This window comes from uncultured Microbacterium sp., from assembly GCF_963528945.1.
In the GTDB taxonomy this organism is placed as follows: Bacteria; Actinomycetota; Actinomycetes; order Actinomycetales; family Microbacteriaceae; genus Microbacterium.
The window spans coordinates 261,039-287,032 of record NZ_CAURWX010000004.1; the positions used below are offsets into that span (position 1 = coordinate 261,039).

The following is a 25,994-nucleotide window of genomic DNA, read 5'->3' on the forward strand; positions in this document are numbered from 1 at the left end:
GAGGGACGGTACTCCCGAAAGATCTGTGCAGTGAATGGGTGTCCGCGAATCAGCCGATTGAAGGATCTTCAACTGTGCAAGCCGCACGGTTCTGCCTTTTCCAAGAGCGATGCTGCCGACTGGCGAGAGTGGGTCGCAAGAGCGCGGGAGGTGAAAGTTCATAAAGATTCATTCACAACCCTCGGCCTGTTCGATGTGGCGGCCGCCGGCAACAAGACGGTGCGCGACGAACTCGCCTATGGACTTCAGCGACGAGGCATGCGTCGCAGAGCCACGAGACCCGAAATTGCGACGCGGTTAGCCCGCACGTTGAAGGCGCGCGGCGTCCGAACCATACTAGACATCCGGCACGATGCAGACCTCATCGAAGCCATCGCCCAGGACTGCGGGGGCGAATACAAGTCCGTTCGCTCGTTCCTCCTCGACACGCTCGACGAGGTCTGTATCGCATACGGCGAAGAACCGACTCGTCGATACCTAGGCATAGCTGCTGTCGGTGGCAGCGTGTTCATCAACCTGAACTCAGTGGAGACTCTCGAGTTTCGTGACGCCATCGTTCGCTGGATGACCTACAGGCTGAATGCCGAGAGCGGGACGCCAACCCACATTCAATCGGTCGGTACATGGCTTACGAACTTCGCGATGTGGCTGACCGAAAGGGGTATTGACAGCTGGGCGGGCGTCTCACGGGACGTGCTGCTCGACTATCTGGCGGTCATCAATGCCATGAAGAAGCCTGACGGGAGCAGATACGCCGCCAAGTACCGGGCGAAGATCGTCAGTGGCATCGGAACCTTCCTTGAGGAGGCCGCCGTGAATGGATGGGTCGCGATCCCCTCCGGTGCGAAGTGGCTTCGCGGAGAGTTCCCCAAAGTACCAAAAGGCGTGCCGCGACTCATAGGAAAGCTGAACGCAGCGCGCCTTCGCGATCCCGAAAACCTGCAGCTCCTCGAAGACCTCGACTGTCGCACGGCTATCCTCATCATGGCTACAACGGGGCTGCGGCGCAAAGACGTCTGCGCCGGCATCACGGTCGACTCCGTTCTTGACCTCGGTGACGGTCGCTGGTCTCTCGTTTACATCAATAGCAAGGCGAAGGAAGAGAAGGTCGTTCCAATCAGTGCGGAGCTTGCCGACAGGATCAACGCGCACATCAAGTACAAGGTTGCCAAGTATCCCAATTCTCGGATGCTGTTCGCCCGTGACGATGCCGACAAGGTGATCACGCTAACCATCGTGAACGCAGAGCTCAGCAAGCTCATCAAGCTGCTCGAACTCACCGATGAGTCGGGCAAGGCAGTGAACATCACCCCGCACATGTTCCGCCATCAGAACGCTACTGAGTGGCTTGAAAAGGGGATGTCTCTGACGGCGATTCGCGACCTGCTCGGCCATAGCTCAATGAGAACCACCGAGATATACGCCCACATGACTGAAGCCAAGGTCAGAGAAGAGTGGGAGCAATCACTCGCGGTTAACAGCGACGGCGACCTTCTATACGCTCCCGGTAGCATCGAGATGGAGGCAGCGTGGACTCACGCATTCATGGGCGGCGCGACTCAGGCACTGCCCAACGGTCGGTGTGGGATGCCGTGCAGCGAAGAGTGCGAGCACGCAAACGCTTGTCTCTACTGCCCGCTTTTCATCACCACTCCCGACTACCTGCCAGTTCTGCGCGACCAACGCGATGAACACGAGACGATGATGAGGCTCGCCGAGGAGGCGGGCCATCAGAGGATCGTAGAAAGAAATAGGAAGCCCTTCTTCGCCCTGTCTAAACTGATTGCAAAGCTCGAGAAGATCGAGGGCCAGTCGCAAGGAGAGTAGACGCATGACCGATGCGCTTGCAGACGCCGCGCGACGTAGATCGCGCGAAAGTCTGGCGGCTGTCACGCGCGCAGTCGACGACCTCGTTCGTTCGGACGAACGTGTGACACTACGCGCTGTAGCGGAACGCGCCGGCGTCTCCCGAAACTACATCTACACGACTCCGAAGGCGAAAGAACTCGTCGATCAAGCGCGCAGGAGCTCTTCAACTCGTGGTCGACATGTGCGCCCGGAGTCGCGCAGTGCAAGCGAAGCGTCACTGCAGACCAAGCTCGATGCACAAACGCTGCTCATCGACGAGTTGGAAGCCGAAGTAGCAGAGCTACGGGCTAAGAATCAGGCTCTCGTGCAAGAAGTCATAGATCTGCAAAACCCTCAGCCTGCGAACGTCACGCGCATTCGCAAGCGAAGAGGCTGATGAGCCCAGGCAACCTTGAGTAGCCGTGATGCCGCCTAGGCGGTACGCCGAGAAGTGGCTCACACACGCAGATACGCGTCGACGATTTTGGCGGCGACCTCCTCCGGCACACCTTCGTCCCGCAGAAGGCTGCAGGTCATCACCACGACGAAAAGCTGAGTCAGCCGGTGAGTTTCCAGATCCGGATCAGCTACTGGTGGGCGGTCCGTCCCGAGCCATCGGTTCTTCTCCGCTGGCGCATAGGAACCTGCAAGAAAACCCGTGGCGTGCGCGTACGAGCTTTCTTCTCTCCAGGCTCTGTACAGCCCTGCACTTTTGACTTCAGTTGCATACGCTGCCGCAGCGAACTTCTCGGCCTGATCCTTGACCTTCCCGTTCTCGGTGACGTTGAGCACGAACTCTCGCATCTCAGTGAGGTCTACGTCGCTCTCCCACCCCATCTGACGCATGTGGTCGAACGTCTTCTCCCGGTTCTTCCTTTCCCAGTCGAGCGCGGCGTCCACTGCTCCCGGGCGGTCACCCTTCGGAAGATCATGCAGCCAGTGGAGCCGCACCGCCAGCTCCATGAACAGGCGCCGGTTAGGCGCTGCGGCGGGACCCCGGCCCCGCATCGTCAGGTCTGAGATCAGAAGTGACTGGTCGAACGCAGCGCGGAACCAGCCGACGGTGAATTGTGTGACTCGAGTCAGCGCCACCTCGCGGAGATCCAGACCGAGCATCGCCTTGGCTGAACGCAAGGCATAGTCTCCATTGACCATGTGTGGGGGGCGATCCCGAACCGCACGCCGTCTCGCCTTCGACTTGCGTCCGCTCATGAGATAGATCGTACTGAGTCCGCGACGGACGCGTGCCGCTTACCTCGCGCGACGCTTACTGTCATCCTCAGTCTGAGGCTCGGGAAGCAGACTTGACGTTGCGCACCGTTGAGACACCCTCTCGGAGCCAAAGTCGCCCTACTTGCGCGTGCCGCCCGGAGGCTGGCTCGCGATGGATCCGTCATTCCTCAAGGATGCGCTGAAACGTTGAGATGACGGATTGAGGAATCCGTCGCGGATCTTGTGCCCACACTCTTTTCATCACGGTCGGAACGAAGCGATGATTGTTGCGGTAGCGGAGAAGCTCCGGGATCCGATCCAAGATTCGGGCTTCGAGGTCATGGCCCCGCAGGTTCATCCAGTCGTCGAGCACTTGAATGACGGTTCCGTCGCGATACTCAATAGTGCTTTGGAGCTCGTTGCGGGAGTCCGGAAAGACCTCTCTCATTATGGCGTCTGCGAGCCTCTGAGCGTCCTCAACCCGGAACTGAACGAACGTGGAATCTGGGACGGCGGCGCGGGCAACGTCTACGCTGTCCGCCAGAAGCAGCAACCCTACTGACAACGGATCCAAGACGACGTTCTCGATTGAGTATCCCCGCGGGTTGAAGTGCACACCCAGTGCGGGCTCCACCTCTCGGGTGTCTCTATCCACCAGACCCCAGACTGCGAGGTTGCCGTTGCTACGAAGTTTCTCAACCATGCCAATCACCGCAACGCACCCATCATCACGCCCGTTCGCTGCGCCCGCCGATATGAAGGTGAGCGTGCGCTCGGACTCGATAAGCGGTCGAACGATGCTGAACATCTCCGTGTACCGGCTGGCGTCGATAGGACTCTCGGTGAAGACGACACGGCGGTGATCCGCAGAGACACTTACGGTCGGCACGCCGACGAGAAGGCGGCGCAGAGCGTCATCGCGGGTCGACTTCTTCAGCCGCGGGGATCCGCTCCGCTCCATCAAGTAGAGCGCGCGTTCTTCGGCCAGAGCGACCGTTGTGGGCGAATGGGTGGTGATGATCACCCTCATCCCAAGCTTGGTGACGAGCACTTCCTGTATCAGCTGGAGCATGCTACGGATCATGGACGGGTGCAAGGTTGCGTCCGGCTCGTCCAACAACAGCACCTTGGGAACGCGCGTCATGGTTGCTCGATAAAGGCCAGAATAGACAGAGAGTGCGATTTGAATGAGGGTCAACTCTCCGGACGAAAGGTCGCTAGGCGGAACCACGATATCTTCGCGCTCAGAGATTAGGCGGGGCACATACGGAACCTCGCCCAGACTCACAGTCGGAGCCGGGAATCGGTAGGGCAAGCCCACGCTTGAGAGGACCTCGTTAAGGAGGTCCCAAGGCGGCGGACCCTGTACCGTCAGAAAATCCTCGCGGGTCAACCATGGGTCGTGCGGCTTCCCCTCGCTCTCTAGCCACTGGTTGAAATCGTTCACAGTTCGCATCGCGCTATATCGCTGGAACGTGTCGGCGACCGACCATTGCATCAATGTCTGGCCGTGTTCAAACGGCGTGTGTTGGTCAAAGTCGGCCGGCAGCCAGTCTTTGAGAGGTTTACCGGCGCGGTGCTCTGCAGCGAGAAGGACGTCGTCCGACAGTCCGAGATAGTTGTTCAGCCACCTGTACAGGTGCGGCACGGCTGTTGCCTGGAGAGCTCCGTTTGGGCGTATCTGTTGATTGACAGCTTGCTCGAACTGGTCAACCACCGTTCTGCGAGTCGTCCCTGTCGGTTGGATAGAAGAGCTATCGCCAAGCTGGCCCGAAGTCAGAAGAACCACCGCATCGTTTGGGTATTCCCAGTCTCCGAGCATTGATCCCTGGCTCAGCGCGTAGAGAAACTGAGACTTGCCCGAGCCGTTCTCGCCGGTGATGACGAGGAAGTTGGGTAGCTCCTCCTGCGTCGGCACTTCTTCGAACGAACCGGACGCGCTGACAAACTGTAGTTGCAACTCAGGACTGCCCTTCCACTCACCTGCGCAGAGCGTATCGCAGCGCATTCACGCGACTGGAGATTCGGGCTACACAACTCTCGAATCGGCAGATCGAGTGCCGATTTCATCTAGCTGGCTAGCGCAGATGAAGGTCGGGGACATCGGTGGGCAGCAGATCTCCTACCTCGACTTCGAGCACTTGTGACAAGGCGAGCAACGTCCGGAGGGTGAGGTTCGTCGGCTCGCCTGGTCTTGACTCGCCCTTCTCGTACTTCTGATAGGTGTAACGAGTCCGCCGCGCGCGGTAGGCCACGTCCTCTTGAGTCAGACCGAGCTCAAGGCGAGCCGCCTGCAGGTTCGCGCCCAGTGCTGTCGCGTAACCTCGCCACCCCTCCGAGTGCTCGAACCTTCGCCGCGCCATCATTCAACTCTGGCGAGAGGAAGACATCACCATGGCCTAATCGGTATGGCATAATCTTCACAGCCATACGAAACATTCACTCCATCGACAGACGCAGCCGCGCGTCTCGACCTGCACGTGTGCCGCTGCGCATCGGTTCCGGGTCGCCTCGATGCGTAGGTCCCGTTCAGGTCGACCCCGATTGTTGAGTAGCAGTGACTGATTCCCGACCGATCTGGTGGAGCGCTGCAGAAGTCGAGGCTCCCGACGCTTGGATCGCGGCGTTCAAGGCGCTCACCGATGAGCAGCAAGCCGACAGAATGGGCCTGACGGCAGCCATCTTCATCGCCCGTGCACGACGACGCACCGGCCGCGGACCGACGTTCTCCGAACTGTTCGCCGAGCTCTTTCCGCGTGACCAGCTGCACCCTGAATGGCCGCCCGGTCTTACCTACCCTGTGCGCGCCACCATTCACCATGCTTTCCGCCTCCATGTCGCGATCCAGTGGAAACGTGGTGGTTGGATCAACTGGGAGCCAGGGGTGGAGCGCAGCTTGCGCGTCGGCCCGACGTTTCGCGAGAAGTCGCGCGCGCGACAGGCGGCGAGGGCGCGGTGAAGGTTCTCGAGCGAGTTGCCACCATCGAGCTCCCGGACGAGCGCGTCGCTGTCTGCGGAGACTGGCACGGCAACGTCGTCTGGGCTCGCGCAATTGCGCGCGCGCTCCCGTACATCGCACCCGACGTGACCACCCTGCTGCACCTTGGCGACTGGTCGATGCCGGTGGCAAAGATAGACGAGGTCTTTGCCGAAACTGACGTCGACCGCATCCTCGTAACCGTCGGCAATCACGAGCCGTTCGACCAGATCAGCCCTCTTCTCGACGAGAATCCGGGGGCTGCCGTGCGGGTCTCGAAGCTCACCTGGTTCCTGCCGCGACCGGCGCGCCTGGTCATCGGCGGTCGTGGGGTGCTATCTCTAGGCGGTGCCGCATCGGTCGACCGTCAGTCCCGCATCGAAGGACTGACCTGGTGGGCGGATGAGGTCATCACTGACGAACACGTCGCGGCTGCTATTGCCGGCGGCCCCGCGGACTTGATGCTCACACACGAGGGCCCGGCTGGCACACCCGTCCGCCCGGTCCGCGAGATCCTGAGGACGAACCCGCATTCGTTCCCCGCAGCCGCGCTCGAAGCGTCCGCCGCGTCGCGTGCTCGTATTACCGAAGTGTGGGACGCGGTGCGCCCCGAATTGCTGGCTCATGGGCACATGCACGTGGCTGCCGGGGGGAAGACGGACGACGGTCGCCGGGTCGCGAGCCTGGGGCGCGACGGGCAGGAAGGCAACCTGGCGATCCTCGACATGACCACGCTCAAGATGGCGACTCCAAGTCTTGCCATCATCCGCGGGATGTCCGAACGTGCCAACGTTGACCGTGACTGGCGAATCCGCGATGTTGCCGAGTCGCTGCACGACGCAACATTGGACGGGCTCAAGCCCACACCTCGGGCTCTCCAGGACGCACAAGACTATGTCGACGGACGCCGCACTCTCGAGGAGATCATCGAGGACGTCCGCCGGCGCCACACCCGCAATCCCGAACAGAAGCAGTCATGACCGGAGAGGAGCCGACCGCGTGGGCCGCGCACCTTGGCCCGTGTTACACGGTGACGGGTATGGCCCGACGACTGGGGTGGACGGAGACCGACGTCCTGGAGGGCGGGAACGATCTCACCCTCCTCATGCTGCCGACCGACGACGACATCTACCTTTTCCCAGTGCTCCAGTTCAAGGACGGAACGGTCTTCGACCGACTGGACGAGATGCTCATCATCTTCCAGACGATGACTCACGACCGCTGGATGTGGGCGGACTGGATGACCCCCATGCTCCCCGAAGACCCCTCGCCCGAGGAGGTCGAGCGGACCTGAACCGTGAGCCGCGAGGTCTCGCTCCATGGCCTCTCCCACAACTGGTGGTGGATCACGCCAGCAGAGAACCCAGACGTCGAAGACAGCGATGGATGACACCGAAGCCGAGAACAGAAACCCGTGGGCTCAGATTGTCGGCCCCTGCTACACCGTCGCGAGTATGGCCCGCACCCTCGGATGGACTGAGGCCGAGGTCTTGGCGGCCGGAAACGACCTCCGCCTGCTCATCCTGCGTACCGAGGACGGCGTCGACCTGTTCCCATCCTTTCAACTCCAGGACGGGAAGGTCGTAGACGGGCTGCAAGACGTCCTCGGCGTCCTGCAGACCGGAGTGAACGACTCATGGACGTGGGCGCAGTGGTTGAACGTCGAACTGCCCGACGTGGACCCGCCCCGCAACATCACGCTGCTCTACAAAGGTCGCCTCGAGGATGCATTACGGGTTGCGCGACACGACGCGTGGGCATGGAGCGCTCCCTGATGTGACTTTCGCTCCAATGCCTTCTCGAAGACTGCCAAGGCTGAACCCGCTACTGAGCCGATTTTGCCGAGTGTTCTACCGCTTAAGGCGAGGGCGGCGTAGGAAGAGCAGTGGGCATCAACAAGATGGGGCGAGACGATGACGGCACTGGTGGTTCGGGAATACCTGCGCGTTTCGAAGGACACCGGAGGGACCGGACGCAGTCCGGATCAGCAACACGCAGAGAACCTCCGCGCGATACATGAACAGGGGTGGTCATTGCACCCAGAACCGCCCTATCGAGACACCGACCGCAGCGCGAGCCGCTACGCCAAGATCGCCCGAGAAGACTTCCGCCGGCTGGTCACCGACCTGGCGTCTGGAGAGTTCGGGGCTGACGTTCTGGCGATCTGGGAGTCGAGCCGGGGGTCCCGTCGTGTCGGCGAGTGGGTAGACCTCGTTGACCTGTGCAAGGAGCGCAACATCCTCATCTGGGTCACCACGCACGGCCGCGCCTATGATCCCGCGCGTGCCAGAGATCGCCGCAGTCTGCTCGAGGACGCGGTCGACGCGGAGTACGAGTCGGACAAGATCTCAGAACGACGACGGCGTAGCGCCCGGGCAGCAGCGGAGGAGGGCCGCCCCCATGGCAGGAACATCTACGGGTACCGCCGCGTATACGACTCCGAGACGCGGGCCCTGGTACGCGTCGAGCCTCGCCCCGGCGAGGCCGAAGTGGTCGAAGAGGCAGCACGACGGGTGCTTGCACGAGAGTCCTTCTACTCCATCGCTCGGGACTTCAACGCCCGAGGGGTGCCGACCAGGAGCCGGAAACGAGTCCCGCCGCTCGATCACAACGGTTGGACACCGTCGGAGGTGAAGCAAATGCTCCGGCTCCCCGCATACGCCGGCAAGCGAGATCACAAGGGAGTCATCGTCGGAGATGGCATGTGGCCGGCACTGGTCCCGTTCGAGCAGTGGCAGCATCTGCAAGCCATCATGAGCACGCAGCGCAGTACCAGCCCACGCGACCACACCGCGAAGTATTTACTCACGGGGATAGCCCTGTGCGGAGTGTGTGGCACTCCGTTGAAATGCAATCTGCGGAACTATTTTCCTCGCCGTCCTGGGCCGGACGGGGTCGTGCCCCCTCCCTACAAGGTCCGTTACTACATCTGCCCCGGCATTCCCGGGAAAACGCGGGCCGACGCCACCACCGGCTGGCACGCCGGGATAACGATGGGATCGCTGGACGAATACGTCATCAACCTGGTGCTCGACCACCTCGGCCCTCGCCGCTTTGACCACCGTCACGACCTGAAATTGCCTAACAACGAAGCGCTACGAGCCGACCTCCTGAGCGAGATCGCCGGACACGAGGCGTACTTGGAATCGGTACGAGCACAAGCGGCTGCATCCCGGCGATTCGAACTTGCTCTAGATCAGGAGAGAAGGGTGCGGCCAATGATCAATGCGGCCCGCCGCAAGCTCGCCGCCCTCGACCGTGTGGATCCACTCGCGCAATTCCTGGCCGACGCAGCGGATGTCCGGGCGTCATGGGACGCACTCGACCTCGAGGACCAACGCAGGGTTGTTCGCGCCACCGTGACGCTGGTCGTGAACCGTGCGGGCAGGAGAACGAACCGGCTCTCTCGCCCTGCCGACCGGGTCGAAGCAATCTGGCACTGACGTGGAAGTGGTGTCTGGGGCGGAGGCGCAGTTGCTGAGTTCGTCTGAGTCGACGACAACAGACTCGCCACGCGGCGCCACACTCCGCGACGCCGCGTGGCGGATCCCATTGATACGAGATGCCGCGTTGCTTGGATCGAGATGAGGGATGGTTTGGGCCGTTCATCCATCCGGCTGTTGTTGGGCGCATGAACCGGCATGCGCGCACGCTATCCGGCGCTCACCGCCTCAGGGGGATACTGTGCAGGCACGTACAGAGAGGCACCACGAGCGAAAGAGTTCTCGGCGGACGGCGCTCTTCCATCGCGACCGAATGCCGAGCCGGAGGGTAGATTCTTCTTATGCTTCGTGAATACGCCACGACGCCCGGCAGCCAGTTCGCCGCCGAGTCCGACCTAGCCCCACACGTGGAGGCGTGGTTGCAGAGCATCGGCACGTCCTGCATCGGGCGCGAGGTCGAGGTTGGATTCGGGATTCCAGATCTGGTTGGCGGCGTCGGTAGCCGTCAGTCGCTCCGCAATCGTCGTCGGCAGTCCCCGGCGGTTCGGCAAGCTCTACAGCTCACCGTTCTCGAGTACTGCCACCAGGGTCGGTCGGAATCTCAACTACGCGACTGGTACGGCGGGAGCTTCGCTGACCTCTCGCGGCGTGCCCTACGCCCGCTCATCGAGAACCAGATGTTGACCCTACGAAATGGTAAGTACCGCGGACGAGTCTTGCCGAAGGACCCCTTTGACCGGCTTGTCGCAGTGGAACTCAAGTTGTCTGATGTGACGCGCGGCCTAGCCCAAGCTCACGCCTACCGGGCGTTCGCTGAGGTTTCATACCTGGCTTTGCCCGCTCACCGCGTAACGCCGGAAGTGATGGACCGCGCCAGAACTGTCGGTGTTGGTCTGCTGGCCGTGCACCTCGGCATGGTTGAGGAAGTTGTCGAACCTGACGAGTCGAGTCACGCGACCACCCGGCGGCGGCGAATGGCCAGCGAGCACACCCTTGCCGCCTTCGCTGATTGTCGGGATCGCGTAGCGGGTGCTCCCCGCCGCGGTTAGGCGAGTGCGTCGTTCCAGGCACCCAAGAAGCCTCCTCCGTCCCCGGCGATACGCGCCGGGGGCAGGGCTCGATAAGTCTCCGTCGCAAGCTCGACGAGCGCGCGAAGTGTACTGATCCGCTGGCCTGCTGGCAGTGCGGCAAGCGCCTCTACTTGGCGTCGTTGAGCCACGAGGTTGTGCTGGATCAGGAGAATCCGCTCCTCAGTCCTCAGATCCTCCAAGTCGAAGTTGGCTGCAAACAGCGCCGCTGACTCATCGGTGTCAAGTGCCATGAGTTCGGGGTTCGCCCGTCGCATGAGCACGTAGTTGTCTACTGCTACCGAGTTCAATAGACGGGGAACGTAAATTCGGTCGAGGGGGCTCCACCCCTCTTCATCGGCTTCCGGGTGCGGGCTCATGTTCATGAGGTTGCCACTCACTCCGGTGCCCCATCCCGCGGCACCTAAGGCGAGGAGCAGCAGTCCGCTACTCGCACGCTTCCCCGCGATGACGGGGACCGCCGCCTCCCTGAGAACGGTGAGTAGATCCCTGAAGCCGCGAAGTGTGGGCAAGTCTCCCAAAGGCGCGAAGGAGGGCTGAGACGTCGCGACCAAGAGGTACAGTGCGGCCATCGGTTGCCCGGTTATGTCCGAAAGCAGGACGTCTCGAGCGGTCTCGTCGGCAAGCCAAGACGAGTGCACTGCGACTCCGGTCCATACTTCCGCCCGTTCTCCAGGCGCTCGCTCCTCCATGAGTTCTTCAAACTTCGCTGCACACTCGAGGGACTCCGTGATCCAGCTCGCTTCCCCCTCGCCCGCATAGAAGTACGGCGCGATGACCACATCGGGCGAACTCTCCATTTGCAGCTCGAGGACACTCCGGCAGAACGCCGTGCGGGCAGCGTCATCACTGAAGCCCGTAAGTCGAGGATCCGCACCATAAGGCAGCTTCTTGACCTGCGCTGGCCTCCACTCCTCGGGGCTGCGCGCGAAATGGGTGACGGGATCAACGACGGAACGCGCACCAATGGCGCGTGCCGCGTCGACAAACTCAGCTACTCGCTTGCCAGCGCGGATGTCAACGATGACGCCGTGCGGCGCAATGGAAGCCATTCCCGCACCCTCGGCGAAGTTCTTGACCTGGGCGATGTTAACGAAGAACTCTTGAGGCGCCGCCTCACCTACTTGCGAGTCATGTAACGCGAGGATGGCTCGGTCAAGATCCGCAATGATGTCTGCAGCGCGGAGGTACCGACGATGAGGCTGCTTCTGGAGCATCCTTTCGACCACATCGGCGGCAACGCTCGGTATGTTGCTGTCGACGGCGCGAATCGGGGTCGGCACCTGGTGCGCCGGAGCGAACCACCGGTCTCGCACACTTGGCGCCGCGAATGGCACCACGCCCGTGAGGAAGAGATATCCCAACGCGCCGATCACGAACTGGTCGCTTCGCCAGTCGCCGTGCGTCGGCGACGTCTTGACTTGCTCCGGGCTCATCCATCCCGGCGTGCCCGGTGTCGGCAGCTCCGTTAGAGTCTCGTCGTCCACATGACGCGCGAGGCCGAGGTCCACGATGACTGGGGTGTTGTCCGGCTTTAAAAGGATGTTACCCGGGCTCAGGTCGCGATGCGCGGTCCGCTGTTCCCAGATGGCCGAGGCAGCATCGACCAGCGCTCGAACCAGTTGGAGCGCGTCAATGGCGTCAAAGACCTGGCCGCCTCCGATTGCTTGGCGCAGGGAGTGCCCTTCGACGAATGACATCTTGATCCACTTATAGACGATGCCCTCGTGCTCGAAGTCGCCGTGGTCGATGAACCGAACGACACCCGGGTGCTGGACGCGACGTAGCGCGCTTAACTCGCGTTCGACACGTGCTGCTTCAGAAAGGCCGGGGTCGATAAGCTTCAACGCATACGGATCGCCGTCACCAGTGACTTTGAACGTGCAGGCGAAGCCGCCGGTACCTAGGTGATTGACCACCGCCGCATCCGGAACGATTCGACGTGCGATGGTTTCTAGCGTGTCCTTGTCGGCCGGCATTACGACTCCCCTTCGTCGCGGTAACTCCCCGGCCCCCTGCCGGACGATACGAAGCTAGCGTATTGCGGAGGATTGCAGCATGAGACGGAACGACGATGTGCCCGAAAGCCGAATCAGTTGATTATGACGTCGCCTCGCGTAGCGGACCGAACTTATTGTCCGGGCACATCCAATCCTCGCGCCGCTTGAGCGAGCCGCTGACCGGGACTTGAAGTTCCTTTGAGCCGCCTGTCGGATTCGAACCGACGACCTTCGCTTTACAAGAGCGCTGCGCTACCACTGCGCCAAGGCGGCATATTCGATTATCTTGTCTTCATCCTACCTGTCGATTACATGTACTCGACAACGATGGCCCATAAATTGGCGGATCTGACTCTGGTGGTAGAGATAACCGGCGCGCTACCAATTGCGCCAAGTCGGCGGATGCCACCAGCTTAGCGATGGCGGAGCCGCGGTCCCGTTCCCCGGGACCGCGACGTCAGGATGCCGGGGTCTCGCTGGGCGTCGGCGTCGGCGTGGGCGTCGGCGCCTCGGTGGCCTTGTACGAGGCCTCGCTCGACGCGGTCAGCACGAACGACGAGAACTCCGACGAGTCGTCGAGCGCGCCGACGTAGGCCTCGCCGTTCACCACGACCATGGGCGCGGACTTCAGCACCAGGTCGTCCGACCCGGCGAGCGGCCCCTCGAGAGCGCGTGTGGTGGCGTCCTTCGCCCATCCGAGGAAGTCGCCGTCGACGATGCAGGAACGCACCTTCTTCGCGTCTTCGACCCCGACGGCGCCGGCGAGGTCGGCGAGCTCGGTGTCGGACATGCCGTCGGTGTTGATCTCGGGCTGGTCGTCGAGCAGCTCGTGGTTGTACGCCCAGAACTGGTCGGCCGAGTACGTCGCGACGCAGGCCGATGCGGCGGCGGCGCGCAGCGAGTACTTCGTGCCGTTCGAGCTGGCGGTCAGCAGCGCCACCGGGTGGTAGGTCACGGTGACCGCGCCCTCGTTGATCCAGTTGGTGAGCAGACGGGCGTTGGTGCGCTCGAACTCGCCCGCGTCGTCGGAGAGGTAGTCGACGTAGATGTGGATGTCGACCTTCTCGGCCGTGCTCGGCTCCGGAGTGGGCTCGGGTTCGGTGGCCGCGTCGGTCGGTGCCGCACTCGGTGTCGCGGGGACGCCGGCGGATGCGGCGGCCGACGAGACGCTCGAGATGACGACGCCGTCGCCGTCCATGCCCGAGGGCGACAGCTGCGGCTTCGACACCTGCGCCGACACCGCCAGCGTGACGGCGGTGCCGATCGCGCCGATGGCGACCAGCGCCAGGGTGCCGAGGATGATCCGGCGCATGATCCGCGCCCGGGACTGCTGCGCGTGCACGCGCTGTGCCTTCTCCCGCACGGCCTCGCGCGAACTGCGAGGGGTGGAGGAGTCCGGCGTTTCGTCGCTCGACATCGTTCCTCTTGAAAGTCTCACGGGGGCAGGGTGACCCCGACCGTCGGATGCTCGGAGGATCGACGATCGCCGCGGGAAAACGGCCGGTCTCGATGCTAACCACCGCACCTGAGAAATACCCAGGTGAAGGCATCCATGTCATACTGATCCCGACCCGATGAGGGGTCACGGCGGCGAGGCTGCCGCTTCCATCACTACGGATCGTCCGGCACGTACCTGCCGGTGAAGGAGAAACATCATGGCATCAGTGACCTTCGACGACGCCACGCGTCTGTACCCCGGCGGTACCCGCCCGGCCGTCGACAAGCTCAACCTCGAGGTCGGAGACGGCGAGTTCCTCGTGCTGGTCGGCCCCTCCGGTTGCGGAAAGTCCACCTCGCTGCGCATGCTGGCCGGCCTCGAAGAGGTCAACGCCGGACGCATCCTCATCGGCGACCGCGACGTCACCGACGTGCCCCCGAAGGACCGCGACATCGCGATGGTCTTCCAGAACTACGCGCTGTACCCGCACATGACCGTCGCCGAGAACATGGGCTTCGCGCTCAAGATCGCCGGCGTCGGCAAGGAGGAGCGTGCCACGCGCGTTCTCGAGGCGGCGAAGCTCCTCGACCTCGAGCAGTACCTGACCCGCAAGCCGAAGGCGCTCTCCGGTGGTCAGCGTCAGCGTGTCGCCATGGGTCGCGCGATCGTCCGTCAGCCGCAGGTCTTCCTCATGGACGAGCCGCTCTCGAACCTCGACGCCAAGCTCCGCGTGCAGACGCGTACGCAGATCGCGTCGCTGCAGCGCCGCCTCGGCGTCACCACGGTCTACGTCACGCACGACCAGACCGAGGCCCTGACGATGGGCGACCGCATCGCCGTGCTGAAGGACGGCCTCCTGCAGCAGGTCGGCACGCCGCGCGACCTGTACGAGAAGCCGAACAACGTCTTCGTGGCCGGCTTCATCGGCTCGCCCGCGATGAACCTGTTCTCGGCCGACCTGGCCGACGGCGGCGTGCGCTTCGGTTCCGAGGTCGTCCCGCTCGAGCGCGACGCGGTGGCCGGTGCATCCGGCACCCAGATCACGGTCGGCGTCCGCCCCGAGGACATCACCGTCGGCCCGGCCGACGGCCGCGGCCTCTCGGTCGTCGTCGACCTCGTCGAGGAGCTCGGCGCCGACGGCTACCTCTACGGTCACACCGAGATCAACGGCAAGCGCACCGACCTGGTCGCCCGTGTCGACGGTCGCAACCACCCGAACGCGGGCGAGACCGTGACGCTGGCCGCCAACCCCGGCCACGTGCACGCCTTCGACCTCGAGACGGGCGACCGCCTGAACACGGCTCCGGTCGTCTCGGCCTGATCGGTCACACCACTCGCGGCGCGGGTCGACTTCGGTCGCCCGCGCCGCGTCTGCGTCCACCCCTCGATCCCCAGGAGCCCCATGCAGGATTCGCTGCGCATCACCGCGAGCTCGATCGACCCCGGTCTGCTCGGGCTGCCCTGGTCGACGACCCTCGCCCGGTGGCCGTCGGAGCACATCGTCTCGCTGCCGAAGGGCCTCTCGCGCCACCTCGTGCGCTTCGCCGACCTCTCGGGCCGCGTGGTGGCGGTCAAGGAGACCACCGAGGAGATGGCGCGCCGCGAGTACGAGATGCTCGGCAACCTGCGCCGCCTCGACGTGCCGTGCGTCGAGCGGGTCGCGGTGATCGCGGGCCGGACGGATGCCGACGGCGAGCCGCTCCCGGCCGCCCTGGTCACCTCGCACCTGCGTTTCTCGATGCCGTACCGGGCGCTCTTCACCCAGGTGCTGCGACCGGACACCGCCACGCGCCTCGTCGACGCACTCGCGCTGCTGCTCGTGCGTCTGCACAACGTCGGCTTCTACTGGGGCGACGTCTCGCTCTCGAACACCCTCTTCCGCCGCGACGCCGGCGCCTTCGCCGCGTACCTCGTCGACGCCGAGACGGGTGAACTGCACGAGGAGGGCCTGACCGACGGCCAGCGCTCGTACGACCTCGACCTCGCCCGCACCAACATCGCTGGCGAGGTGATGGACCTCGCGGCCGGCGGGCGACTCGAGAACGGGGTGGATGCGGTGGCGATCGCCGACGGCATCGTCTCGTCGTACCGCTCGCTGTGGGCCGAGCTGACCGAACAGGACTCCTTCTCGACCTCCGAGACCTGGCGCATCACCGAGCGCGTCGAACGGTTGAACGCGCTGGGCTTCGACATCGATGAGATGTCGATGACGACCACCTCCGACGGCACGGTCGTCGAGATCCAGCCGAAGGTCGTCGATGCCGGGCACCACCAGCGCCGGCTCATCCGCCTGACCGGGCTCGACGTCGAGGAGAACCAGGCGCGACGCCTGCTCAACGACCTCGACGAGTTCCGCGCCCGCTCGACGAAGCAGTGGGCCGACGAGGAGATGTACGCGCACGAGTGGCTGACGCGGGTGTTCGAACCGGTCGTGCGCGCGATCCCCTACGACCTGCGCGCCAAGCTCGAACCCGCCGAGGTGTTCCACCAGGTGCTCGAGCACCGCTGGTATCTCTCGCAGGCGCAGGGGCGACCGGTACCGCTGGCCGAGGTGCTCACGAGCTACATCAACGACGTGCTCCGGCACCGCCGGGACGAGGCGACCATCATGGGCCCGCCGACCGAGACCATGAGCCTGCCCGTCGTCACCGGGGCGACCCCCACCTCCGACGACGAGGACGACGACGAGGTCGACTGGCGCGATCTGGTCTGATCGACCCGATGCCCGCCGTCGTCAGTCTCAGTAGCCGACGGTGAACCGCTCGCGGCGGTGGTTCGCCTGCTCGATCTCGTCGACGACCGCCACCGCGAAGTCGGCGCCCGAGATGAACGAGTTGCCGTCGGCGTCGCGCACGAGCAGGTCGCCGCCGTCGCGGTAGTGTCCGCTGCGTTCGCCCTCCGCCCAGGGCCCGAAGACCTCGGCGGGGTGCACGAAGAACCAGTCGAGGTCGTCGGGAGTCGACTCGAGCAGGGCGAGCGAGTCGATGCCGACCTGGGCCTCGTGCTTGTACTCCTCGGGGAAGTCCTGGTCGAACAGCCGCGGCCCGCCCGGGGCGACGAGGCTTCCGCCCGCTCCCCCGACGACGCCGAGCCGCGTGCCCGTGCCGGCCAGCAGGTTCGCGATGCCGTCGAGGGCATCGAGCACGCGGTCTTCCATGTCACCGCGGGGCGACAGCGCCGACACGACGGCATCCGCACCGGCGAAGGCGCCCGCGAGGGGTGCCAGCTCGAGCACCGACCCCTGCACGTACGACGCCCCCGCGACGGCATCCGTGGGCACGGAACGCGACAGCGCGATCACGTCGTGCCCGCGCTGCACCGCCTCGGCGACGATGTGACGGCCGGCGTAGCCGGTACCTCCCAGAACGACGATGCGGCTCATGCGTGCTCTCCTCTGCGGTGGAACGGTACGGCGATGACGGCGTCTAGGACGCCGACCGGACGGTGGCGACCTGGTACAGCGCGACCGAGGTGGCGATGCCGACGTTGAGCGACTCGGTGGCCGTCGAGATCGGGATGGAGACGATCTGGTCGCAGGTCTCGCGCACGAGGCGCGACAGGCCCTTGCCCTCGGCCCCCGCGACGATCACGACGGGGCGGTCGGCGAGCTGGAGCGAGGGCAGGTCGACGTCACCGTCGCCGGCGAGTCCGAGGATGAAGACGCCCTGCTTCTTGAAGTCCTTCAGGAGCGACGTCAGGTTGGTCGCGAGCGCGACGGGCAGGCGAGCGGCGGCGCCGGCACTGGTCTTCCACGCCGCGGAGTTCACGCCGGCGGAGCGGCGCTGCGGCAGGATGACGCCGTGGCTGCCGAAAGCGGCGGCCGAGCGGATGATCGCCCCGAGGTTGCGCGAGTCGGTGATGCCGTCGAGCGCGACGAACAGCGGCACCTGCCCCTTGTCGATCGTGCTCTCAAGCAGGTCCTGCGGGTGCGCGTACTCGTACGGGGGCACCTTGATGGCGACGCCCTGGTGCACACCGTCGAAGCCGGCCATGCGGTCGAGCTCCTGGCGGGTGACCTCGAGCACCGGGATGCCGCGGTGCGTCGCGATCGAGAGCATCTCCTTGACGCGGTCGTCCATCTCCACGCGCTGCGCGATGTAGAACGCGGTCGCGGGGATCTTGGCCCGCAGGGCTTCGAGCACCGAGTTGCGGCCGGTGACGACCTCGGTGTCGGTCGTGTTGTCCTTCGCGCGCGCCGACCGGTTGGGGTTGCCGCCCGCGGTCTGCCGCTGCCCCGGCTTGCCCTTGCCGCCGGATGCCGCGTAGCGCTCGGCCGCGGCCTTGCGCTTCCCGGCGGGGTGCCAGGCGCGGTCTTCGGCCTTCGGGGTCGGTCCGCGGCCCTCGAGCGCCTTGCGCCCGAGGCCTCCGGTGCCCTTGGAGGGGCCCTTCTTCTTGCTGTTGCCCGCTCCGGGGCGACCTGGCTTAACCATCGATACTCCAATGAGTTCCGGCCGGAGTGTCCTCCAGCGTGATTCCCGCCGCGGCGATCGCATCGCGGATGCGATCGGCTGCGGCCCAATCCTTGTCTGCACGCGCCTGCGCGCGCTGCGCGATCATCGTCTGCACGAGGGCGTCCAGCGCGGAGGCCTCGGCTCCCGATTCCGTGCGCCTCCACTGCGGGGAGCGGGGGTTGATCCCCAGGATCGACGTCATCTGAGCGACGTCGGCGACGTCCTGCTTCGCCTCATCGTACTTGCCCGCGTCGAGGAGCGCATTCCCGGAGCGGATGCTCGTGTGCACGGCGGCGAGCGCACGGGGCACTGAGAGGTCGTCGTCCATCGCCTCGGTGAACTCGGTCGGGAGCCCCTCCTTCACCTGCGCCCAGCCGTACGGGGCGAGCCGCTCTCCGCGTTCGAGGAACGTCGAGATGCGGGCGAGCGCCGATTCGGCCTCGGCCCACGACGACTCCGAGAGGTCGAGGCTCGACCGGTAGTGGGCGGCGGCCAGGGCGTAGCGCACGACGAGCGGGTCGTGCGCGGCGAGCACGTCGGCCGCGAGGGTGAAGTTGCCGAGCGACTTCGACATCTTCTGCCCGTTCACCGTGACGAGGCCGTTGTGCATCCAGTACCGCGCGAAGGCGTCGCCGGCCGCCGTCGACTGCGCCAGCTCGTTCTCGTGGTGGGGGAAGCGCAGATCGAGCCCTCCCCCGTGGATGTCGAACTCCGCGCCGAGGTAGCGCCGGGCCATGGCCGAGCATTCGATGTGCCAGCCCGGGCGCCCGTCGCCCCACGGCGATGCCCACGTCGCATCGGCCGGCTCCCCGGGCTTGGCGCCCTTCCACAGCGCGAAGTCCTGCGGGGCGCGCTTGCCGCGCGGATCCGCGTCTTCCGCCGCCTCCATGGCGTCGACCGACTGGTGGGTGAGGGAGCCGTACTCGGGCCACGACCGCACGTCGAAGTACACGTCGCCGGAGCCGTCCGACGCGGGATAGGCGTGGCCGCGCTCGATCAGGCGCGCGATGAGCTCCTGCATCTGCGGGATCGACCCCGTGGCGCGCGGCTCGTAGGTCGGGGGCAGGATGCCGACGGCGGCGTAGGCCGCGGCGAACTCCTGCTCGATGCGGTAGGCGAGCGCCCACCAGGCCTCGACGTCGGTCGCGTTGGCGAGCACCTTGTCGTCGATGTCGGTGACGTTGCGCACGAAGGTCACGCGGCCGTGCCGGTGGGCGAGCCAGCGCCGCAGCAGGTCGAAGCTCAGCGCGGCGCGGACGTGCCCGATGTGCGGCCCCGACTGCAGGGTGGGCCCGCAGACGTACATGGTGACGTTCTCGGCGTCGAGCGGCACGAAGTCGCGCAGGTCCTGAGCACGGGTGTCGTAGAGGCGGAGAGTCACCGCTCAAGACTACTCGGCCCGGTCGGCTCCACCCCGGGAGAAGACGACGGCGACCGCGGTCACCGCGATCCCCTCTCCGCGCCCGGCGAATCCGAGACGATCGGTGGTCGTGGCGGTGATCGAGACGGGGGCACCCCCGAGCGCCTGCGAGAGGGCGCGCTCCGCCTCGCCGCGGCGGGCGCTGAACCGGGGACGGTTGCCCTGGAACTGGGCCGACACATTGCCGATCGCGAAGCCGGCCTCGTGGAGCAGCTCGCGCGTGCGCGCCAGGAACACCGCGGCGTGCGCCCCGGCGTACTCGGGATGCGCGGTGCCGAAGTGCTCGCCGATGTCGCCGAGCCCCGCGGCGCCGAGCAGCGCGTCGACGATCGCGTGGGCGACGGCGTCGCCGTCGGAGTGACCCGAGAGCGCGGGTTCACCGGGCCAGGCGAGTCCCGCCAGCCAGAGGTCGCCCTCGCCGCCGAACGCGTGCACGTCGGTGCCGATGCCGATCCGGGGGATGCCGCGAGCGAGCGTCTCCGTGGAGGCGGTCGGCCCCCCGGTGAGCACTGCAGGGGCGGGGGCGATGCTGTCGACCGCGAGGAGTCGACGTGCCCGGTCGAGGTCGTCGGGCGTGGTGATCTTGAATGCGCGCGCCGACCCGGGGATGTGGCGCACTGCACCACCGGCGGCCGCGAACAGCGCCGCATCGTCGGTGTACTCGACGCCCGACGCGCGTGCCGCGGCGTAGGCGGCCTCGAGCGCTTCGCGCGGGAACCCCTGCGGGGTCTGCGCCGCCGCGAGCTCCGAGCGATCGACCGGAGCGACCACACGGTCGCCGTCGACGCGCTTGAGGGTGTCGACGACGGGGAGCGCGGGGATGATGCCCGTTCTCTCGGCCACCGCCGCCGCGACCGCGTCGATCTGGGCCGGAGGGGTCAGCGCTCGCGCCGCGTCGTGCACGAGAACGACGTCGATGTCGCCCCAGAGCGCGGCGAGACCCGCGGCGACCGACTGCTGACGCGTCTCTCCCCCGGTCACGACGCGTGCGAGGTCGACACGGTCTCCCGCGGCGCCGCGCATCTCGGTCTCGGCGTCACCCTCGAACCCCGCCGGCGCCACGACCACGACCTGAGCGGGAGCGGCGGCGAACACGCCGTCGAGCGCGTGCCGCAGCACGGAACGGGAGTCGATGCCGACGAACGCCTTGGGCGCTCCGGCATCCAGACGCGTGCCGGAGCCGGCCGCGACGACGATCACCGCGGTGCGCGGAACGGGAATCAGGGTCACGTCCTCACGCTACCGTGCGCGTCGCGGGGACGACGAAGGGGCGGATGCCGCAGCATCCGCCCCTTCGGGAGTCTCGGCTCAGGAAGCGAGGACCTCGTCGAGCAGGGTGCCCGCCTTGTCCTCGTCGATCTTCTCGGCCAGCGCCAGCTCGGAGATGAGGATCTGACGAGCCTTCGCCAGCATCCGCTTCTCGCCGGCCGACAGGCCGCGGTCCTGATCGCGGCGCCAGAGATCGCGCACGACCTCGCTGACCTTGATGACGTCGCCCGACGCGAGCTTCTCGAGGTTCGCCTTGTAGCGACGCGACCAGTTGGTCGGCTCCTCGGTGAACGGCGCGCGCAGCACCTCGAACACGTGGTCGAGGCCCTCCTTGCCGATCACGTCGCGCACGCCGACCAGGTCGACGTTCTCGGCGGGCACCTCGATGATCAGGTCGCCCTGGGTCACGTTGAGCTTCAGGTACTTCTTCGCCTCACCCTTGATGATGCGCTCCTTGACCTCGATGATGGTCGCAGCGCCATGGTGCGGATAGACGACGGTCTCGCCAACCTCAAAAAGCATAAAAACAAGTCCTTTCGGCAACCTCAAGGATACCACAGGGGATATGCGCTAAGGTTCGCCACCCCCGGTCCCGACCCCGGCCGCCCATACCCATAGAATGGGACACGGACATCCCCGTCGGACCCCAGGAGGACCCGTGAAATCGCGCCTTGTTGCGTCTGCCGCCCTCAGCGCCCTCGTCCTTCTCGGCGCCACGGGCTGCACGTTCATCTCGCCGCAGGCCACGACCATCGAGTACTCGGCATCCGACGGCGTGAACGTCTCCGACTCCGACGGTCCGCTCGACGTGCGCAACGTGTTCATCGTCGCCACCGAAGACGGCTCGGTCGGCAACCTCGTCGCCGCGATCGTGAACCCCACTTCCGAGCGCGCCACCCTGACGATCTCGTTCCAGGACCTCGAGCCGCTCACGGTGACCGTGCCGGCGAACGGCCGCGTCAGCCTCGGCGCCGACGCCGAGCCGCTGCGCATCGTCGACCTCGACGCGATGCCCGGGTCGACCATCGACATCCACTTCCAGTCGGGCGATGCGACGGGCGTCACCACCGCCGTGCCGGTGCTCGACGGCTCGCTCTCGTACTACAAGGACCTCGTGCCCGAAGAGGACTGACACCCGGCACCACTGTGTACGGCGAAGGCCGGCTCCCGAGGGGGCCGGCCTTCGCCGTTCATCGTCGCGGGCGGGCGGTCAGCCCTCGAAGCGGTAGCCGAGCCCTCGGACCGTCACCAGCATGACCGGCTCACTGGGGTTCACCTCGATGCGCGAGCGGATGCGCTTGATGTGCACGTCGAGCGTCTTCGTGTCGCCGAAGTAGTCGCTCCCCCACACCCGGTCGATGAGCTGTCCGCGGGTGAGCACCCGGCCCGCGTTGCGCATGAGCACCTCGAGCAGCTCGAACTCCTTCAACGGCATGTTGATGAGCGAGCCGGCCACGGTCACGGTGTGGCGGTCGATGTCGAGCGACACGCGCCCGCCGTCGAGCACCCGCTCGTCGAGCTCGCTGTCGGCCTGCACGACGCGGCGCAGCACCGCACGCATGCGGGCGAGAAGCTCGCGCGACGAGTAGGGCTTCGTCACGTAGTCGTCCGCCCCGAGCTCCAGTCCCACGACGATGTCGACCTCGGAGTCCTTCGCCGTGAGCATGATGATCGGCACCGCCGACGACGACCGGATCTGCCGGCACACCTCCGTGCCGGGCATCCCCGGCAGCATGAGGTCGAGCAGCACGATGTCGGCACCGCGCTCGCGGAACGCGCTCAGTGCGGCCGGTCCGTCTTCGGCGATCTCGACCTCGTACCCCTCGCGGCGCAGCAGGTACGCGAGCGGGTCGGCGAGATCGGGCTCGTCCTCGACGAGAAGGATGCGGGTCATGCTCTGTCACCTTTCCGTACGCGCACGGCCGCCGTCTTCGGGGGCTTCCGGTCGCGCTTCTTCTTGACCTTGACGGCCGGCTCCGCCATCGGCGGCGCATCGATCGACGGGAGTCGCATCGTGAACGTCGAGCCGCGTCCGGGGCGCGACCACAGACGCACCTCGCCGCCGTGTCGCTGCGTGGCGTGCTTGACGATCGACAGCCCCAGCCCCGTCCCGCCGGTGCGCCGCGAACGGGCCTCGTCGGCGCGGTAGAAGCGTTCGAAGATGCGCTCGCGGTCGGACTCGGCGATGCCGATGCCCTGGTCGGAGACGGCGATCTCGATGACGCCCTCTTCGGCGCGCACACCGACGCCCACGCGCGAGCCGCGGGGCGAGTAGACGATCGCGTTCACGATGAGGTTGCCCACCGCCTCGACGAGGATCTGCGCGTCGCCGCGCACCCACAGGCCGCGGTCGCCGCCGCGCGTGATCTCGACGCCGGCGGAGTCTGCCTGCACGACGTGCGCCTCGATCGACTTTGCGATGACCTCGTCGATCGCGACCGGCACCGCATCGCCGAGGCCGTCGTCGGCCTGCAGACGCGAGAGGCTCATGATGCGACCGGTGAGCTGCGCCAGGCGCCCGGCCTCGGCCGAGATGCGCGCGGCGAAGATGCGCACCTGCGCCGGGTCGTCGGCGGCCGACTCGATCGCCTCCGCCAGAAGGGTCACCGCACCGACCGGCGTCTTCAGCTCGTGGCTGGTGTTGGCGACGAAATCGCGCCGCATCTGGTCGAGGCGCTCCTGCTCGGTCACGTCGCGGATGATGAGCAGCGTGAGCCGCGGGCCCAGCACGCTGGCGCGCGCGGCCACCAGACGGGGGTCGAGGCTGAGGCCGCCCCGGGTGATCCGCAGCGATTCGGTGGCCGTGCCTCCGGAGGCCCGCACGCGGCGCACCAGCAACCGCAGCTCGGGGTTCTCGAGCGCCGATCCCACGTCGATCCCGAAGCGCGTCGCCGCCTGCGACGACGCGAGCACGAGACCCGAGGCGTCGACCACGCACGCGGCGTCGTCCATGCTCTCCAGCACGTCGGAGATGCCGTCGGGAACCGCGTTCGACGTCTCCTCGGCGACGCGGGCGCGGGCCCGGTAGGCCCAGGCGATGAGGAGGGAGAAGCCGATGCCGATCGCGAGGCCGACGGCCAGGGCGATCAAGGCGATCTGCGTCTCGGTCATGTCTCCAGCGTAGAGTGCGTTCACCCGGCCTCCTGCGGGTTTCCGGGCCTGCAGGGCAACCGGAGAAGTACTATTCACTCACTGGGCACCGTTCGTTAACCTTCGACGAACACAATCGCCTCGGGCCTGAGCGGGAGCGTACTCGCGCTCGTCCGCGCGGATGTCCGCACCCCTCGCTGGCACCAGCGAGATCCACATTGAAAGGTTGCGCCCCACCATGCGCGAAGTCTTCCATCAGTCCCTCGAGGACCTGCAGTCCCGTCTCGTGGAGATCGCCGAGCTCGTCACCGTCTCGATCGATAAGGCGACCCGCGCGTTCGCGACGAGCGACGTCGCGCTGGCCGAAGAGGTCATCGCCGACGACGCCAAGATCGACGAGCTGGCCGTCGCCCTCGACGAGCAGGCGATCGAGATCCTCGCCCGCCAGCAGCCGGTCGCCCGCGACCTGCGCATCGTCGTCAGCACGCTCCGCGTGAGCGCGTCGCTCGAGCGGATGGGCGACATGTCCGAGCACATCGCGCAGCTCGCCCGCCTGCGCTTCCCCGAGCGCGCCATCCCCCGCGGCCTCAAGGGCACGTTCGTGAAGATGGGCGAGCTGGACGTCGAGATCTCCCGCACCCTCGCCGAGCTGCTCCGCACGCAGGACCTCCGCCTCGCCGATGCGATCCGCAATGCGGACGACGACGTCGACGAGCTGCACGCGAGCGTCTTCGAGAAGGTGCTCAGCGACAACTGGAAGGGCGAGGCGACGGCGACCGTCGACGCCACGCTCGCCAGCCGGTACCACGAGCGCTTCGCCGACCACGCCGTGGCCGTGGCGAAGAAGGTCGTCTACCTCGCCACCGGCGACTGGGCCGTGCAGGAGGACGACATCCCCCTCGCCGTCGAGCAGCAGGAGCTCGGTCACGCCTGACCGCCCCCGCTCCACGAAAGGAGCCCCGGACGCTTGGCGTCCGGGCTCCTTTCGTGAGCGTGCGGGTTACTTCTTGCCCTGGGCGGCGACCGCGGCGGCGCCGGCGGCGGCGGCTTCGGGGTCGAGGTAGCGACCGGGGCCGGTCGGCACGTTGTTCTCGTCGAGCTCGTACACCAGCGGGATGCCCGTCGGGATGTTGAGCTCGGCGATGTCGGTGTCGCTGATGCCCTCGAGGTGCTTCACGAGTCCGCGCAGCGAGTTGCCGTGCGCCGTCACGAGCACCGTCTTGCCCGCCTCGAGGTCGGGAACGATCGCGCTCTCCCAGTAGGGCAGCAGGCGGTCGATGACGAGCTTGAGCGACTCGGTGCGCGGCACCTCGCCGTCGATGCCCGCGTAGCGCGCGTCGTGCACCTGGCTGAACTCGCTGTCGTCGTCGAGCACGGGCGGCGGAACGTCGAACGAGCGGCGCCAGAGCTGGAACTGCTCGGGGCCGAACTCCTCGAGCGTCTGCGCCTTGTCCTTGCCCTGCAGGGCACCGTAGTGGCGCTCGTTGAGTCGCCACGAGCGGGTCACCGGGATCCACAGCCGGTCGGCCGCGTCGAGCGCGATGTTCGCGGTCTGGATCGCGCGGCTGAGCAGCGACGTGTGCAGCACATCGGGAAGGATGCCGGACTCGGCCAGCAGCTCGCCGCCGCGACGCGCCTCCTTCTCGCCCTGCGCGTTGAGGCGGACGTCCACCCAGCCGGTGAAGAGGTTCAGTTCGTTCCACTCGCTCCGGCCGTGGCGGAGCAGGATGAGGGTGCGCTTCGCAGTCATGCGGTCAG

General features: G+C 66.0%; 25 protein-coding genes and 1 tRNA gene. 12 read left to right on the forward strand and 14 right to left on the reverse strand.

Features of this window, described 5'->3' with window-relative positions; translation table 11 throughout:
• The first annotated feature begins 57 nt into the window (after positions 1–57).
• Positions 58–1,827 (forward strand): tyrosine-type recombinase/integrase, encoded by a 1,770-nt coding sequence (locus RWS82_RS13875; RefSeq protein ID WP_314651195.1) that lies wholly within the window; start codon positions 58–60, stop codon positions 1,825–1,827.
• A gap of 4 nt (positions 1,828–1,831) precedes the next feature.
• Positions 1,832–2,245, forward strand: coding sequence for a DUF6262 family protein (locus RWS82_RS13880; protein WP_314651198.1), 414 nt, complete (start codon positions 1,832–1,834; stop codon positions 2,243–2,245).
• A gap of 59 nt (positions 2,246–2,304) precedes the next feature.
• On the opposite strand, the gene RWS82_RS13885 is transcribed toward RWS82_RS13880, so the two are convergent.
• From RWS82_RS13885 to RWS82_RS13895, 3 genes are all read right to left on the reverse strand, one after another.
• On the reverse strand, positions 2,305–3,060 hold the full coding sequence (locus RWS82_RS13885; protein ID WP_314651201.1) for a hypothetical protein: 756 nt from the start codon (positions 3,058–3,060) through the stop codon (positions 2,305–2,307).
• A gap of 181 nt (positions 3,061–3,241) precedes the next feature.
• Positions 3,242–5,068: an ATP-binding protein gene (locus RWS82_RS13890; protein WP_314651204.1), complete on the reverse strand. Its 1,827-nt coding sequence runs from the start codon at positions 5,066–5,068 to the stop codon at positions 3,242–3,244.
• Positions 5,069–5,138: 70 nt separating this feature from the next.
• Positions 5,139–5,426 carry a helix-turn-helix transcriptional regulator gene (locus tag RWS82_RS13895; RefSeq protein ID WP_314651207.1) on the reverse strand — a complete coding sequence of 96 codons (288 nt, stop codon included), beginning with the start codon at positions 5,424–5,426 and terminating at the stop codon, positions 5,139–5,141.
• Between the two features lie 191 nt (positions 5,427–5,617).
• Here RWS82_RS13895 and RWS82_RS13900 point away from each other — a divergent pair, with 191 nt between their 5' ends.
• From RWS82_RS13900 to RWS82_RS13925, 6 genes are all read left to right on the forward strand, one after another.
• Positions 5,618–6,019, forward strand: a complete 402-nt coding sequence (locus tag RWS82_RS13900; RefSeq protein WP_314651209.1) for a hypothetical protein — start codon at positions 5,618–5,620, stop codon at positions 6,017–6,019.
• On the forward strand, positions 6,016–7,017 hold the full coding sequence (locus RWS82_RS13905) for a metallophosphoesterase (protein ID WP_314651212.1): 1,002 nt from the start codon (positions 6,016–6,018) through the stop codon (positions 7,015–7,017). The genes RWS82_RS13900 and RWS82_RS13905 overlap by 4 nt, the downstream gene beginning before the upstream one ends.
• Positions 7,014–7,331: a hypothetical protein gene (locus RWS82_RS13910; RefSeq protein ID WP_314651215.1), complete on the forward strand. Its 318-nt coding sequence runs from the start codon at positions 7,014–7,016 to the stop codon at positions 7,329–7,331. Before RWS82_RS13905 ends, RWS82_RS13910 begins: the two co-directional genes overlap by 4 nt.
• Positions 7,332–7,419: 88 nt before the next feature.
• Positions 7,420–7,812: a hypothetical protein gene (locus RWS82_RS13915; protein WP_314651218.1), complete on the forward strand. Its 393-nt coding sequence runs from the start codon at positions 7,420–7,422 to the stop codon at positions 7,810–7,812.
• Between the two features lie 138 nt (positions 7,813–7,950).
• Positions 7,951–9,480 carry a recombinase family protein gene (locus RWS82_RS13920; protein ID WP_314651220.1) on the forward strand — a complete coding sequence of 510 codons (1,530 nt, stop codon included), beginning with the start codon at positions 7,951–7,953 and terminating at the stop codon, positions 9,478–9,480.
• Positions 9,481–9,821: 341 nt separating this feature from the next.
• Positions 9,822–10,529 (forward strand): hypothetical protein, encoded by a 708-nt coding sequence (locus RWS82_RS13925; protein ID WP_314651222.1) that lies wholly within the window; start codon positions 9,822–9,824, stop codon positions 10,527–10,529.
• Here the strand turns inward: RWS82_RS13925 and RWS82_RS13930 are convergent.
• From RWS82_RS13930 to RWS82_RS13940, 3 genes are all read right to left on the reverse strand, one after another.
• Positions 10,526–12,547 (reverse strand): serine/threonine-protein kinase, encoded by a 2,022-nt coding sequence (locus tag RWS82_RS13930; protein ID WP_314651225.1) that lies wholly within the window; start codon positions 12,545–12,547, stop codon positions 10,526–10,528. The genes RWS82_RS13925 and RWS82_RS13930 overlap by 4 nt on opposite strands.
• A gap of 222 nt (positions 12,548–12,769) precedes the next feature.
• Positions 12,770–12,841 (reverse strand) — tRNA-Thr (locus tag RWS82_RS13935).
• A gap of 184 nt (positions 12,842–13,025) precedes the next feature.
• The gene (locus tag RWS82_RS13940; RefSeq protein ID WP_314651227.1) at positions 13,026–13,985 is read right to left on the reverse strand and encodes a thioredoxin domain-containing protein; all 960 of its coding nucleotides are present in this window, start codon (positions 13,983–13,985) and stop codon (positions 13,026–13,028) included.
• Positions 13,986–14,223: 238 nt separating this feature from the next.
• On the opposite strand from RWS82_RS13940, the gene RWS82_RS13945 reads away from it, so the two are divergent.
• Positions 14,224–15,327: a sn-glycerol-3-phosphate ABC transporter ATP-binding protein UgpC gene (locus RWS82_RS13945; protein WP_314651230.1), complete on the forward strand. Its 1,104-nt coding sequence runs from the start codon at positions 14,224–14,226 to the stop codon at positions 15,325–15,327.
• Positions 15,328–15,408: 81 nt separating this feature from the next.
• On the forward strand, positions 15,409–16,719 hold the full coding sequence (locus RWS82_RS13950; RefSeq protein ID WP_314651232.1) for a DUF4032 domain-containing protein: 1,311 nt from the start codon (positions 15,409–15,411) through the stop codon (positions 16,717–16,719).
• A gap of 27 nt (positions 16,720–16,746) precedes the next feature.
• Here RWS82_RS13950 and RWS82_RS13955 read toward each other — a convergent pair whose 3' ends face one another.
• From RWS82_RS13955 to RWS82_RS13975, 5 genes are all read right to left on the reverse strand, one after another.
• Positions 16,747–17,388 (reverse strand): NAD(P)H-binding protein, encoded by a 642-nt coding sequence (locus RWS82_RS13955; protein WP_314651234.1) that lies wholly within the window; start codon positions 17,386–17,388, stop codon positions 16,747–16,749.
• Positions 17,389–17,431: 43 nt separating this feature from the next.
• Positions 17,432–18,436, reverse strand: a complete 1,005-nt coding sequence (rlmB, locus tag RWS82_RS13960; RefSeq protein ID WP_314651238.1) for a 23S rRNA (guanosine(2251)-2'-O)-methyltransferase RlmB — start codon at positions 18,434–18,436, stop codon at positions 17,432–17,434.
• Positions 18,429–19,838 (reverse strand): cysteine--tRNA ligase, encoded by a 1,410-nt coding sequence (gene cysS / locus RWS82_RS13965; RefSeq protein WP_314651240.1) that lies wholly within the window; start codon positions 19,836–19,838, stop codon positions 18,429–18,431. Before cysS ends, rlmB begins: the two co-directional genes overlap by 8 nt.
• A gap of 9 nt (positions 19,839–19,847) precedes the next feature.
• Positions 19,848–21,107 carry a 2-C-methyl-D-erythritol 4-phosphate cytidylyltransferase gene (gene ispD / locus RWS82_RS13970; RefSeq protein WP_314651243.1) on the reverse strand — a complete coding sequence of 420 codons (1,260 nt, stop codon included), beginning with the start codon at positions 21,105–21,107 and terminating at the stop codon, positions 19,848–19,850.
• A 78-nt stretch (positions 21,108–21,185) separates the two neighbouring features.
• Complete coding sequence (locus RWS82_RS13975; protein ID WP_314651246.1) at positions 21,186–21,668, reverse strand: CarD family transcriptional regulator; 483 nt, start codon at positions 21,666–21,668, stop codon at positions 21,186–21,188.
• 136 nt (positions 21,669–21,804) lie between these two features.
• Here RWS82_RS13975 and RWS82_RS13980 point away from each other — a divergent pair, with 136 nt between their 5' ends.
• Complete coding sequence (locus RWS82_RS13980; RefSeq protein WP_314651248.1) at positions 21,805–22,278, forward strand: DNA modification methylase; 474 nt, start codon at positions 21,805–21,807, stop codon at positions 22,276–22,278.
• Positions 22,279–22,356: 78 nt separating this feature from the next.
• Here RWS82_RS13980 and RWS82_RS13985 read toward each other — a convergent pair whose 3' ends face one another.
• Together RWS82_RS13985 and RWS82_RS13990 are read right to left on the reverse strand one after the other, a co-directional pair.
• Positions 22,357–23,040, reverse strand: coding sequence for a response regulator transcription factor (locus RWS82_RS13985; RefSeq protein ID WP_314651251.1), 684 nt, complete (start codon positions 23,038–23,040; stop codon positions 22,357–22,359).
• On the reverse strand, positions 23,037–24,257 hold the full coding sequence (locus RWS82_RS13990; RefSeq protein WP_314651253.1) for an ATP-binding protein: 1,221 nt from the start codon (positions 24,255–24,257) through the stop codon (positions 23,037–23,039). Before RWS82_RS13990 ends, RWS82_RS13985 begins: the two co-directional genes overlap by 4 nt.
• Positions 24,258–24,474: 217 nt before the next feature.
• On the opposite strand from RWS82_RS13990, the gene phoU reads away from it, so the two are divergent.
• Entirely contained in the window at positions 24,475–25,170 is a 696-nt protein-coding gene (phoU, locus tag RWS82_RS13995; protein WP_314651554.1) for a phosphate signaling complex protein PhoU, read from the forward strand.
• A gap of 66 nt (positions 25,171–25,236) precedes the next feature.
• On the opposite strand, the gene RWS82_RS14000 is transcribed toward phoU, so the two are convergent.
• Positions 25,237–25,986, reverse strand: coding sequence for a phosphoglyceromutase (locus RWS82_RS14000; RefSeq protein WP_314651256.1), 750 nt, complete (start codon positions 25,984–25,986; stop codon positions 25,237–25,239).
• Positions 25,987–25,994 lie beyond the last annotated feature (8 nt).

What these genes read in the sequence shown, in the direction of transcription:
- RWS82_RS13880 (WP_314651198.1), top strand. Translation starts at nt 1,832, where the DNA reads ATGACCGATGCGCTTGCAGACGCCGCGCGACGTAGATCGCGCGAAAGT.
- RWS82_RS13885 (WP_314651201.1), bottom strand. Translation starts at nt 3,060, where the DNA reads ATGAGCGGACGCAAGTCGAAGGCGAGACGGCGTGCGGTTCGGGATCGC.
- RWS82_RS13890 (WP_314651204.1), bottom strand. Translation starts at nt 5,068, where the DNA reads ATGCGCTGCGATACGCTCTGCGCAGGTGAGTGGAAGGGCAGTCCTGAG.
- RWS82_RS13895 (WP_314651207.1), bottom strand. Translation starts at nt 5,426, where the DNA reads ATGATGGCGCGGCGAAGGTTCGAGCACTCGGAGGGGTGGCGAGGTTAC.
- RWS82_RS13910 (WP_314651215.1), top strand. Translation starts at nt 7,014, where the DNA reads ATGACCGGAGAGGAGCCGACCGCGTGGGCCGCGCACCTTGGCCCGTGT.
- RWS82_RS13915 (WP_314651218.1), top strand. Translation starts at nt 7,420, where the DNA reads ATGGATGACACCGAAGCCGAGAACAGAAACCCGTGGGCTCAGATTGTC.
- RWS82_RS13920 (WP_314651220.1), top strand. Translation starts at nt 7,951, where the DNA reads ATGACGGCACTGGTGGTTCGGGAATACCTGCGCGTTTCGAAGGACACC.
- RWS82_RS13925 (WP_314651222.1), top strand. Translation starts at nt 9,822, where the DNA reads ATGCTTCGTGAATACGCCACGACGCCCGGCAGCCAGTTCGCCGCCGAG.
- RWS82_RS13930 (WP_314651225.1), bottom strand. Translation starts at nt 12,547, where the DNA reads ATGCCGGCCGACAAGGACACGCTAGAAACCATCGCACGTCGAATCGTT.
- RWS82_RS13940 (WP_314651227.1), bottom strand. Translation starts at nt 13,985, where the DNA reads ATGTCGAGCGACGAAACGCCGGACTCCTCCACCCCTCGCAGTTCGCGC.
- RWS82_RS13945 (WP_314651230.1), top strand. Translation starts at nt 14,224, where the DNA reads ATGGCATCAGTGACCTTCGACGACGCCACGCGTCTGTACCCCGGCGGT.
- RWS82_RS13950 (WP_314651232.1), top strand. Translation starts at nt 15,409, where the DNA reads ATGCAGGATTCGCTGCGCATCACCGCGAGCTCGATCGACCCCGGTCTG.
- RWS82_RS13955 (WP_314651234.1), bottom strand. Translation starts at nt 17,388, where the DNA reads ATGAGCCGCATCGTCGTTCTGGGAGGTACCGGCTACGCCGGCCGTCAC.
- rlmB (WP_314651238.1), bottom strand. Translation starts at nt 18,436, where the DNA reads ATGGTTAAGCCAGGTCGCCCCGGAGCGGGCAACAGCAAGAAGAAGGGC.
- RWS82_RS13975 (WP_314651246.1), bottom strand. Translation starts at nt 21,668, where the DNA reads ATGCTTTTTGAGGTTGGCGAGACCGTCGTCTATCCGCACCATGGCGCT.
- RWS82_RS13985 (WP_314651251.1), bottom strand. Translation starts at nt 23,040, where the DNA reads ATGACCCGCATCCTTCTCGTCGAGGACGAGCCCGATCTCGCCGACCCG.
- RWS82_RS13990 (WP_314651253.1), bottom strand. Translation starts at nt 24,257, where the DNA reads ATGACCGAGACGCAGATCGCCTTGATCGCCCTGGCCGTCGGCCTCGCG.
- phoU (WP_314651554.1), top strand. Translation starts at nt 24,475, where the DNA reads ATGCGCGAAGTCTTCCATCAGTCCCTCGAGGACCTGCAGTCCCGTCTC.
- RWS82_RS14000 (WP_314651256.1), bottom strand. Translation starts at nt 25,986, where the DNA reads ATGACTGCGAAGCGCACCCTCATCCTGCTCCGCCACGGCCGGAGCGAG.